The sequence below is a fragment of the Nonomuraea sp. NPDC047529 genome (genome assembly GCF_040642995.1).
GTDB lineage: Bacteria > Actinomycetota > Actinomycetes > Streptosporangiales > Streptosporangiaceae > Nonomuraea.
Genome location: NZ_JBEYTJ010000032.1, coordinates 115,619 through 125,104, shown reverse-complemented (window position 1 = coordinate 125,104; position 9,486 = coordinate 115,619). Strand labels below are relative to the sequence as shown.

At 70.7% G+C, this 9,486-nt stretch carries 12 protein-coding genes and 1 pseudogene; 5 read left to right on the top strand and 8 right to left on the bottom strand.

All coding sequences use genetic code 11. From position 1 onward, the window contains the following. The 3 genes and pseudogenes from ABZ815_RS37990 to ABZ815_RS37980 form a co-directional block, all read left to right on the top strand. A pseudogene (locus ABZ815_RS37990) lies at positions 1-246 on the top strand (alpha/beta hydrolase); the annotation flags it as partial. Between the two features lie 28 nt (positions 247-274). After that, positions 275-1,039, top strand: a complete 765-nt coding sequence (locus ABZ815_RS37985) for an ATP-binding protein (protein WP_357706039.1) — start codon at positions 275-277, stop codon at positions 1,037-1,039. Positions 1,040-1,102: 63 nt separating this feature from the next. Then, positions 1,103-1,618: a DUF3592 domain-containing protein gene (locus ABZ815_RS37980; RefSeq protein ID WP_357706038.1), complete on the top strand. Its 516-nt coding sequence runs from the start codon at positions 1,103-1,105 to the stop codon at positions 1,616-1,618. A gap of 237 nt (positions 1,619-1,855) precedes the next feature. On the opposite strand, the gene ABZ815_RS37975 is transcribed toward ABZ815_RS37980, so the two are convergent. Next, positions 1,856-2,008, bottom strand: coding sequence for a hypothetical protein (locus ABZ815_RS37975; RefSeq protein WP_357706037.1), 153 nt, complete (start codon positions 2,006-2,008; stop codon positions 1,856-1,858). 205 nt (positions 2,009-2,213) lie between these two features. Further along, complete coding sequence (locus ABZ815_RS37970) at positions 2,214-2,840, bottom strand: TetR family transcriptional regulator (RefSeq protein WP_357706036.1); 627 nt, start codon at positions 2,838-2,840, stop codon at positions 2,214-2,216. Positions 2,841-2,977: 137 nt separating this feature from the next. On the opposite strand from ABZ815_RS37970, the gene ABZ815_RS37965 reads away from it, so the two are divergent. Continuing rightward, positions 2,978-3,727 carry an HXXEE domain-containing protein gene (locus tag ABZ815_RS37965; RefSeq protein WP_357706035.1) on the top strand — a complete coding sequence of 250 codons (750 nt, stop codon included), beginning with the start codon at positions 2,978-2,980 and terminating at the stop codon, positions 3,725-3,727. Between the two features lie 153 nt (positions 3,728-3,880). On the opposite strand, the gene ABZ815_RS37960 is transcribed toward ABZ815_RS37965, so the two are convergent. The 6 genes from ABZ815_RS37960 to ABZ815_RS37935 all read right to left on the bottom strand — a co-directional run bounded on the left by ABZ815_RS37960 (position 3,881) and on the right by ABZ815_RS37935 (position 8,888). Beyond that, positions 3,881-4,498, bottom strand: a complete 618-nt coding sequence (locus ABZ815_RS37960) for a hypothetical protein (RefSeq protein WP_357706034.1) — start codon at positions 4,496-4,498, stop codon at positions 3,881-3,883. Further along, positions 4,489-5,970 carry a hypothetical protein gene (locus tag ABZ815_RS37955; RefSeq protein ID WP_357706033.1) on the bottom strand — a complete coding sequence of 494 codons (1,482 nt, stop codon included), beginning with the start codon at positions 5,968-5,970 and terminating at the stop codon, positions 4,489-4,491. The genes ABZ815_RS37960 and ABZ815_RS37955 overlap by 10 nt, the downstream gene beginning before the upstream one ends. Continuing rightward, on the bottom strand, positions 5,967-6,824 hold the full coding sequence (locus ABZ815_RS37950) for an ATP-binding cassette domain-containing protein (RefSeq protein WP_357706032.1): 858 nt from the start codon (positions 6,822-6,824) through the stop codon (positions 5,967-5,969). Before ABZ815_RS37950 ends, ABZ815_RS37955 begins: the two co-directional genes overlap by 4 nt. Beyond that, the gene (locus ABZ815_RS37945) at positions 6,809-7,657 is read right to left on the bottom strand and encodes a zf-HC2 domain-containing protein (protein ID WP_357706031.1); all 849 of its coding nucleotides are present in this window, start codon (positions 7,655-7,657) and stop codon (positions 6,809-6,811) included. Before ABZ815_RS37945 ends, ABZ815_RS37950 begins: the two co-directional genes overlap by 16 nt. Beyond that, positions 7,654-8,271 (bottom strand): RNA polymerase sigma factor, encoded by a 618-nt coding sequence (locus ABZ815_RS37940; RefSeq protein WP_357706030.1) that lies wholly within the window; start codon positions 8,269-8,271, stop codon positions 7,654-7,656. The genes ABZ815_RS37945 and ABZ815_RS37940 overlap by 4 nt, the downstream gene beginning before the upstream one ends. A gap of 254 nt (positions 8,272-8,525) precedes the next feature. After that, complete coding sequence (locus tag ABZ815_RS37935; RefSeq protein WP_357706029.1) at positions 8,526-8,888, bottom strand: TetR/AcrR family transcriptional regulator; 363 nt, start codon at positions 8,886-8,888, stop codon at positions 8,526-8,528. Here ABZ815_RS37935 and ABZ815_RS37930 point away from each other — a divergent pair. Continuing rightward, on the top strand, positions 8,808-9,377 hold the full coding sequence (locus ABZ815_RS37930) for a maleylpyruvate isomerase family mycothiol-dependent enzyme (protein WP_357706028.1): 570 nt from the start codon (positions 8,808-8,810) through the stop codon (positions 9,375-9,377). The genes ABZ815_RS37935 and ABZ815_RS37930 overlap by 81 nt on opposite strands. Positions 9,378-9,486: the final 109 nt, after the last annotated feature.

Genomic DNA, 9,486 nt, shown 5'->3' with positions numbered 1-9,486 from the left:
TTCATCCTTCGACTCCTGCTGGCCCCGCCTTTGGGCCCGCTCCTGTGGCCGAGGCGTTCGGACGCGATGATCCGCAAGGGGATCAGCGCGACGGCCGCTCGCCCGGTGGACCTCCCGGACGACGCGGTCCCGAACGCACGGGTCGAGCTGCTGCCCGGCGTCGGGCACCTCCCCATGGTGGAAGCGCCCGAGACGACCGGCAAACTGCTGCTGAGCTTCACGGCAACGGCCGCCGACAACCTGTGACCCCCGATGCCTGGACTGGCCATACACAGTGGCGCACAGTGCTTGCCCTGCGCCATGCCGGTCCGTCGAGGGGCAGCGGCGGTTCATCGCGAACGCCTCCCACGAGCTGCGGACTCCGCTGGCCGTCCAACGGGCAGCGATCGAGATCGGGCTTCCCGAGCACGCCGGCGAGATCCGCGGCGTCAGTGTGACGGGGCGGGCGGAGCCGTTCACCGTCGACGGGGACCCTGGCCTGCTGAAACGGCTCGTCACCAACCTCCTGGACAACGCGGTCCGCTACAACCATCCCGGCGGAACCGTTGAGGTAACGCTCTCCCGTGGAGCGCTGACGGTACGTACCACCGGCCCGCACGTGCCCCAGGAACGTTTCGGCGACCTCTTCAAGCCTTCCGACGGCTCCACACGCCCCCGGACAGGGTGCCGGGCTCGGCTTGTCGATCGTCGCAGCGATCGCGAAGGCCCACGGGGCCGAGGCGCGAGCGAACTCCGACCCGGGCGGCGGGCTGGAGATCGTCTCGCCTTGCGGGAGGCGGTTCCGTGTCCATCGTGGCGTTCCCCAACCGGCCCCAATCCTCCCCCACCTGCCGGCACGGCGGCACCGCCAGGGGTGGACGTTGCAGCAGCTCCGCCACAGTGCGCTGCAGCATCTCGCACAGGCCGGGCCACCTTGCAGGGGATGGTGGTGCCTGCCGCCGAACCCGCTGAGCCGCGACTACAGCAGCCCACGGCCCCTTCCTGGCGTGTTCCGGCCGTTCCCGTTGCACGCGGATGTTCGGAAACCGGCGACGAGTAGCGCCGCGAACCATGAACCGTCGTCGATCGTTGTCCGGGTGTTGCCGATTCCAAGGGGAGCGCGATGGAGCAAGTATTCGAGTACCTGCCCCTTCTGTTCGTGGCGTTCGGCGCCGTGGTCGTGCTGGTGTCGGTCAGGGGGATCGTGCACGGCAGGCGGTTCGTCCGCGGGGCGCGGCGGGTGCCGGGCGTGGTCACCGACGTGGCCACCACGTTCACGGGACGCGGCGAGCATCTGAGGGCGCACCGGCGTCCGGTGCTGACCTTCACGACCGCCGAAGGGCGGGAGGTGACCAGCGAGTCCTGGACCGAGTCGCAGCTGGGCGTCGGCAGGGAGACCGACGTCCTCTACGATCCGCAGGACCCGACGAAGGCGGCGCCCGCCGGTGACGTCGGCGTCGGCGGTGGTTACGGCGGCATCGTCATCGGGCTCATCGCCGCCGCCATCGGCTTGGCCCTCTTCGTCGCCATCTCAGGGCATTTCACCCCGTCCGACGGCACAGAGAACGGCTGCCGGATCGAGCACGCCGACGGTACCTCCGAGCCCGTCGACTGCCCTCCGGGCGTGGACGTCGGCTGACACGTCCCGCCGCTCCCGAACGACGGGACCAGCGAAGACCCCGCAGTGGTCATCTTGGGCATGCCCATCGACCGTCTCGTGAAAGGGCCGTGGTTCACGATCGCGGGTCGATCAGCGGGCTGCGTAAGCGCGGATGACGGTCCAGCCGGATCCGACCGGGACGACGGGCACAGGCGGCCAGCTCTCTCCGTCATCTCCAGCCTGAGCGACGCCACCTGGGCCTGCGGTGCACCGGGGTCACGCTCCCCCCCGGACGGGCACCCTGGTCACCGTGCCGGTACGGGCACGGTTGAAGCCGTCCAGATCCGCCGGTGCGTAGCGGACGGCGAGCAGCGGCAGCGGCTTGGCCTCGGGCGTCCGCTCGGAGGTGAACGTCCAGGCCGTCTCCACCCTCGACGACAGTACCGAGTGCGGGACCTGCCTGCGCATCGACAGCCCGCCGATCAGATTGACCAGATGCTCGTGGTAGAAGGCTTAGGCGGCCAGGATGTCGAAGCGGTGGCCGCCACCAGCGTGGGCACCCCGCTCATCGACTCCAGCACCCGGCGGACCGGCGCGCGCATCCCGGGGGTCTCGGCCGGTGGCTGCTCGCGGCTCAGGTGGTGGCGGGCTCAGGGCGGCCCAGGGGGCCGGTGAGGTAGTGCTGGACGGTGGGGGCGACGGCGGCGAGGAGGGTGGGCAGGTCTCGGTCGGCCAGGACCGGGAGCCGGAGTAGGTGGCGGCCCAGCGCGATGCCGAACAGGTGGTTGAGCGCCAGGGCCAGGCGCAGGTCCGGGTCGTCGCCGGGCAGCAGGGAGCGGACGTCTTCGGGCAGGGCGGCGGTGAGCAGCTCGCGCAGCTGCTCGCGGGCGCCTTCGTGGGCCAAGGCCGACGCCACCGTGGCGCGCAGGGCTCCGGCCAGGCCGGGGTCCTCCCACAACGACAGGTAGGCGCGGGCCAGGCGCTCGCCGAGCTCGCCGACGGGCCCGTCGAAGGCGCCCTGGATCTGCTGGACGGCCTGGCCGGGCAGCTGGAGGGTGGCGGCGAACAGGCCGTCCTTGTTGCCGAAGTAGTGGGCCAGCAGCGCGACGTCGACCCCCGCCGCCGCGGCGATCGACCGCATGGTCGCCCCGCGGAACCCCTTGGCCGCGAACTCGTGCCTGGCCGCGGCCAGGATGCGGTCCCGGTTACGGCCATCGCCGCCGGGCGGCCGCCCGGGACGTTCGGCGTCCTTCTCGCTCATACCAGGCACTCTACCCGCCCTCATCAAGTGTTGACATCAACAAATGTTGAAATACAGTGCGGTGGTCCGGACCCTCGATGTGCGACCCGCACCCCAGCAGTGGGCCCGCACCAAGAACCCCTGGAAGGCACCCGCGCATGTTCTCCACATTCGATCTCGAGTTCGCCTGGATCGGCCTCGGAGCCGCGATCGTCTTGACGGTCGCCCTCCTGGCGACCGACGCGCTGCGCAGCAGCCGCACTCTGTCCCGATGGAAGGACCCGGCCTGGCTGGGCTGGGTCGCCGTCGTCGTGTACCTGTTCCACAACTTCGAGGAGTACGGCATCGCCGCCGACGGCGCCCACCACGCCTTCCCCGACTCCCTGTGCACCACGCTCAACCAGAGCGCCTACCCGCAATGCCCGATCCCGACAGAGTTCTACCTGTTCGTCAACATCGGGTTGATCTGGGTCGCGGCGGTGATCTGTGCCCTGCTCGCCCGCAAGTACGTGGTGATGGGGTTCGCGTTCTACAGCATCGTCATCGTCAACTGCTTCTTCCACATCGTCCCCGCCGTCGTCACCGGCACGTACAACCCGGGGCTGCTCACCGCGGTCGTGATGTTCCTGCCCGCCTCGGCCTGGATGATCAGCATCTTCCTCAAGCACCAGGACCCGGCGCTCGGCAAGTGGCGCCTGCTCGGCATCGTCGGCGTCGGCGTGGCCGCCAACGGCTCCCTGCCGCTCACGATCAACCTGTTCCTGAACGACGTCATCTCCCGACCCGCCCTCGACCTGCTGCAGCTCCTCAACGCAAGCCTCATCCTGCTGGTCGGCGTCCTCCTCCAAAGGTCGCTGCCCCCAGCACGCGCCGCAACGGCGAAGACCGGCACCCAGGCTGCCCGCTGAACGACGCAAGACCCTTCCGCGCACGGGCGCCGGCCCGGAGTCGCTGGCTACTCCGCATGGCCGAGGAACTGCGCACCGGCGACGTGGCCGTGCTCGGCTCGAACGAGTACGCCGACCGGGGCGCCCACCTGACCGCGGCCGCGCACCTGAACGTCAGCGTAGATCCCGGCTCGCCCAGCCCAGTGCGGCGAGCACGGGCGGCAGCATGGCCAGCCACCCGTGGTGCACGATCTCCCAGTTCTCCTCGTCCGGATAGAGCCACGGCCAGTACGGTCCCCGCAGAACCAGGCTCACCGAGACGATCACCAGCAGACCGCCCATGCCCGCGAGGGCGGCCGCCTTCCCCTGGTGCATGCGCCCGGCCACCGACGCCGACAGCAGGCCGATCGCGATGCACACCGCTGCCTCCACCGCCATCCCCGCCACCTTGAGCTGTCCGCCCTCGGGCAGCCGGGCCACGGCGATGGCGCACGCGATCCCCCAGAACAGACCCGCGAAAAGGCCCCCCAAGCCGCAGCGCAGCCACTGGCGGAGCCAGCGGGGCACCGGGGCCGCGCCCGTGCTCGCGGTCATCTCGTCGATCACGGCGAATCCAGCAGCGGCGCCCAGCATCACCCCCATCATCCTGAGCAGGGAGAAAGCGGTCCCGACGCCTAACGCGGAACCGGCCTCGATCACCGAGACCATGACCGCGGCGAGCATCCCGGTGACTGCGAGAGGAATCCAGTCGATCGCCCGCGCGATCGGTCTGATGAGCTGGATCACGAGCATGGCTGCCCCTTCAACGGCTCGGCGGGGTACTCGGGGCGCAGGCCCAGCAGCGGAAGCGCCTGCTCGACCGTCGTGCCGGGCCTTAGCAGTGTGTCCCAGTGCGTCCAGATCCGTTGCCGGGCGTCGGGCGTGGCGAGCAGCTTGCGGGCGTACCCCAGCTCGGCCGCGCCGTACCGGACCATGCCCAGGGGGGACTGCACCGAGCTGAAGAAGGAGGAGCCGAGCTGGATCTCCCGGTCCTCGGGCGGAGCCGGCGCAACGGCTTGGCCGAGCAGCCAAAGACCCACCAGTGCCCTGCTCTGGCCCCGTAGGTCGCAACCCGTCCTCGGCGGTCGCAGTCCCAGCACGGAGCGAATGACCTGGGAGGCGAGCACGGCCCGGTAGGTGTCCTCGGCTCCGGCGCGTCCCCACATCAGATAGGTGCTGATGGACTCCCCCTCGTCGCTGTCCGCGCTGAGCCAGCTGTCGGTGAATTGCCGGACGGCCGGCAGCCGGTCACGCTCCGCCGGGGGCAGCGCCTGCGCCACCGGGTTCACCGCCGACACCCACGACGGAATCCAGGCGACGTAGTCGTGGAAGGCGCAGTAGGTGATGGCGCCGTGCTTCTCGCACTGCCGCGCGTCCTGCGCGAAGTACCGTTCCCGGACCTGGGCGTCCATGCCGTCGAGGAACGCGGCCGGATCTCCCTGCATGGTCTCGAACCGGTGGTTGATCTCCTCGCCGGGAGCGGCGGCGGTCGCGGCCGCCCCCGTGGGCACCACAACCGCCACGGCGGCCAGGGCCGCGACCAGGCGCACCGGCCTGGCCCCGTGCCGCAGCAGGGCCAGGGCGGCGAAAAGAGCGACGGAGGCGAGGAGATAGACGGCGTGCAACGCCGATGGGCGCTGCGGCCAGTCGGGCCCGTGGAAGAGCACGACGGGCAGAAACCAGCCCCCGTAACCGCTCTGCTGACTGTTCAGCCAGGTGAAAGCACCGATCAGGAAGGCCGTCACGGGAACCGCGACCAGCCAGGGAGCCCACCTGCCGAGCATCGCGCCGAGGGCCGCGGCGAAGGGCACGGCCAGCACCCCGCCCAGCGCCTCGTAGGGGTCGAACACGCCCGCCACCGGACCCATCGCGAGACGCACCGGCAAGTAGACGACCATCACCAGCAGCGCGACCCCGGCTCCGACCGTCACGGCCGCCGAAATCGCGGCTTTGGTCCGCTCCGCGGCGTGGCCGGACAGCGCTCCGAGCGTCTCCGGCATGCCGCCTCGCATGTCCCGGGACGTCGCGAGGTTGGCTGCGAGCAGCATGGCCGCCGCCAGGAGCAGCATCGCACCCGACGTGCTCGCCGGATCGACACTCAGGTCGGGCAGCCACTGCCAGGTCGCGACGAACCGCAGCCCCAGGCAGAGCGCGGCGGCACCCCAAGGGACGGGGCTGCGCAGCAGCCTGATGACCTCGAACAGGAACAACGATCGGAAAATCATGTCGCCGCCCCGACCGGCTCGCCGAGCAGAAGCAGATAACCGTCCTCGACGGCCGGCGCGGCAGGCGCCGCACCCCGCGGGCTGGCTCCCAGCGTCCGGTAGCGGCCGTCCGCGGTCCGCCAGAACAGGCGAGAGTCGTGGGGAGGCGCATCGGAGATCCACACCTGGCCGGAGGCGACGGTGGCGAGCTCACCGGGGGTGCCCTGGAACACCACGCGCCCCCGGTTCATCACGATCACGCGCTCGCACAGAGCGGCGACGTCCTCGGTCTGGTGGGTGGACAGCAGCACGGTACGGCCTTCTCCGAGCCGGGAGACCAGCGCCCGGAACCGCATGCGCTGCTCGGGGTCCAAGCCGACCGTGGGCTCGTCGAGGATGAGCAGGTCGGGCTCGCCGAGCAGCGTCTGGGCCAGGGCCAGTCGCTGTTTCATGCCACCGGACAGCTTGCGCACCTTCGTCCTGGCGCGGTCGGTGAGGTCGACCTCGGCAAGGACCCGGCGCACCTCCCGGTGGCGTTCACGCCGGTCCGTCAGCTCTTTCAGAATCGCCACGTAGTCGACCAGTTCGAACAGCGTGAAGTGAGGGTAGAAGCCCGGTTCCTGCGGGAGATAGCCCAGGCGGCGGCGCAGGGCGGTCCGCTGTTCCCGATCCGCGGGGTCCAGGCCCAGAGCGCGCACCTGGCCGCCGTCGGGAGCCAGCGTGGTCGCCAGGCTCCGCAGCAGGGTGGTCTTGCCGGCGCCGTTGGGGCCGAGCAGTCCTGTCACTCCCCGGCCGAACTCCAGGTCGAGGCCGTCGAGAACGACGGACCGGCCGTATTTCTTGGTCAGGCCGCGAACGGTCACGGTCGGGTCCATTTGGGCTCTCCTGAGTCGAAGCGGGCACGCCGCAGGTAGATGAGAGGGATGAGGATCAGTGCGGCCGCGCCGTACAGGGCCTGGGCCGCAGGCGAGAAGGGCGCCAGCGCGTCACCGGTGAGCCTGGCGGAGGTCACCACGGCGCCGAACCAGATGGCGGTCAGCGCGGCAGCCGAGATCAGCGGCGGGAATCGGGTCGACATGGCCAGGGTGGCCGCGGTGAGTGCGAGAGCGGGCAGCAGCCACGCCGCCGTCAGCCCCGGCGGGCCGGGCAGCAGCGGCGTCGCCATCCCCGTCAGCACGATCGCGGTCACCAGCACCGCGACGGCGCGCAACAACAGGGCTCTGGCACCTCCCATGGGAGTGGCGGCCTGCATCTCGTGGACGGGATCGACCCTTGGCCCGTAGGCGACGGCGATGCCCGCCAGCGGCAGCACGGGCGCGATCACGAGGAAGGGCACCAGTGCGTCGAAGGCGGGCTGAGGATCACGGCTGACCAGGTGGGCGGCGGCCACGGCGAAAACCGTCACCGCAGTGACCGCGACCAGCCACCCCCTGGCAAGAGCAGGGGTGGCCGCGAGAAACGTGGCCACATGCTCGGGGACGCCGACCCGGCACAGGAGCCGTGCCACCGGCCGCGGCCGGGGCCGGTCCACCAGGTCCTCGATCCTCGCCCAGCTCACGGCGAGCCACTCCCGCTCGTACGGCACCGCCGCACGGCAGCGTTCACACCGGGCGAGGTGGCTCTCCGCCGACATCACCTGGACCGGTTCGAGATGGCCGCTCACGTAGCGCTCGATCAGCTCCTCGGGCAGGTGCCATTGCGCGTTCATGCGAGATACCCCCTGAGCTGAGCCTTGGCCCGCATGACGCGGGTCTTCACGGTTCCCTCGGGGATGCCGAGGAGTTGGGCGGCCTCACGCACCGTGAGGCCGTCGAGCACGGTGGCCTGGATGGCCGCGCGCAGGTCCGGCGACAGCCTGGCCAGCGCGGCGCCCAGGTCGCCGTGCTCCACGCCGACCAAGACCGCGTCCTCGGCCGACTCGGTGATCAGCTCTGCGGAGATCGGGCGACCTGATCGGCGGCCTCCCGTCGCGGGCGAGCCGTCAAGTGCGGCGACGGGCGGGGCGGCGCCGCTCCGGCGCAGCGCGGAGATCAGTCTGCGGATCGCGATGGTCCAGATCCACGCCGCCGCCTCACCGTCCTGCGCCCGGTAGCGATGCGCGTCACGCCAGACGGCGACGAAGGTGTCCTGGATCGCGTCGTCCACCAGGTCCGCGTCGGAGCACCGGCGGGCCAGCCGTACCCGCAGCCAGGGCGCGTGCCGCTGGTGCAGGATCCTCAGCGCCTCCACCCGCTCGGCGGCAACGGCCGCCAGCAGCTCCGCATCGTTACTGTCGGGACCGACCGGGGGCGGTTCCCGGTGGCGTTTGAGGAATAGGCGCACATTCCGATCTATCGCAAGATCTGCCGGGTCCGGTTCCGTGACGGCAGATATATCTCAACTTCGGGAGTCACCCGCCATCGGTCGCAGAAGCGCCGGCCGGACTCGTGGTCCGCGCCATGCGCCTCGATGTCGTCCCGCTCTTTGAGGCGCCAGCACTGTGAGTGATCCATGGTGTACGCGTTCGCGCAGTCCGGCGCTGGACGCCGGCAGGACGAGCGTGGCCACGGTGCTGTCCCTGTGCTCGGGCGGCGACGTCAGGGCAGGCCGAGGTAGTCGGTGACCAGGGCGACGAGCAGGCCGTTCTTGCTGCCGAACAGCGAGTAGACGGCGCCGGTGGTCATCTCGGCCTGCTCGGCGATCTCCTCCAGCCTGGCCCGGTGGCCGTCGCGGGCGACGATCAGGCGCGCGGCGGCCAGCAGGGCCCGCCGGTCTCGCGCCTGGGACCCGCTGCCCCTCTCCTCGACGGCTGACCAAGAAAGAGCACAACCATGGACATCACCACCGCGATCGCGTCCGAACGCCGGGAGCTGGCCACGATGCTGGACAGCCTGACCTCCGCCCAGTGGGACGCACCGACCTTGTGCACCGGATGGCGCGTACGAGAGGTCGCGGCTCACATGTCGATGGGGTTCCGCTTTTCGCTGCCCAGGATGGTGCTCGAAGTAGTCAAGGCACGGGGTGACATCAACCGGATGGCAGACCGGCGGGCCCGCCGGGACGCGGCCGCCCTGTCCACGGCCGAGCTGGTCAGGGCGATCCGCGACAACGCGGACCATCCCTGGAAACCGCCGGTCGGCGGCATCGCGGCCGCCCTGGGCCACGATGTGATCCACGGCCTGGACATCACCGTCGCCCTCGGCATCGACCGCCGTGTGCCGGAAGACCGCGTGCGCCTCCTCCTGGAGCACGTCACCCCCCGGAGCCTCAGATTCTTCGGAGCCGATCTCGACGGCGTCGAACTGCGCGCCGACGACCTCGACTGGTCTTTCGGGACCGGCACTCCCCTGACCGGCTCCGCCCAGGACCTCCTGCTGGTCACCTACGGCCGCAAGCTCCCACCGGGACACCTCCACGGCACGGCACGGGATCGGTACATCACCACGTGAACCGAACGACCCGATGGATCGGCGTCCTGGGTTCGGGGCCGTCGGAACGTGCGGGCGGGGTGGTCTACCGGGGGTGATGCGGATGGTTGCCGGATGAGGAGGCCGAGGC

Excerpts from the sequence above, each read along its gene's own strand:
- ABZ815_RS37980 (WP_357706038.1), top strand. The coding sequence starts at position 1,103 with ATGGAGCAAGTATTCGAGTACCTGCCCCTTCTGTTCGTGGCGTTCGGC.
- ABZ815_RS37970 (WP_357706036.1), bottom strand. The coding sequence starts at position 2,840 with ATGAGCGAGAAGGACGCCGAACGTCCCGGGCGGCCGCCCGGCGGCGAT.
- ABZ815_RS37965 (WP_357706035.1), top strand. The coding sequence starts at position 2,978 with ATGTTCTCCACATTCGATCTCGAGTTCGCCTGGATCGGCCTCGGAGCC.
- ABZ815_RS37960 (WP_357706034.1), bottom strand. The coding sequence starts at position 4,498 with ATGCTCGTGATCCAGCTCATCAGACCGATCGCGCGGGCGATCGACTGG.
- ABZ815_RS37955 (WP_357706033.1), bottom strand. The coding sequence starts at position 5,970 with ATGATTTTCCGATCGTTGTTCCTGTTCGAGGTCATCAGGCTGCTGCGC.
- ABZ815_RS37950 (WP_357706032.1), bottom strand. The coding sequence starts at position 6,824 with ATGGACCCGACCGTGACCGTTCGCGGCCTGACCAAGAAATACGGCCGG.
- ABZ815_RS37945 (WP_357706031.1), bottom strand. The coding sequence starts at position 7,657 with ATGAACGCGCAATGGCACCTGCCCGAGGAGCTGATCGAGCGCTACGTG.
- ABZ815_RS37930 (WP_357706028.1), top strand. The coding sequence starts at position 8,808 with ATGCTGGACAGCCTGACCTCCGCCCAGTGGGACGCACCGACCTTGTGC.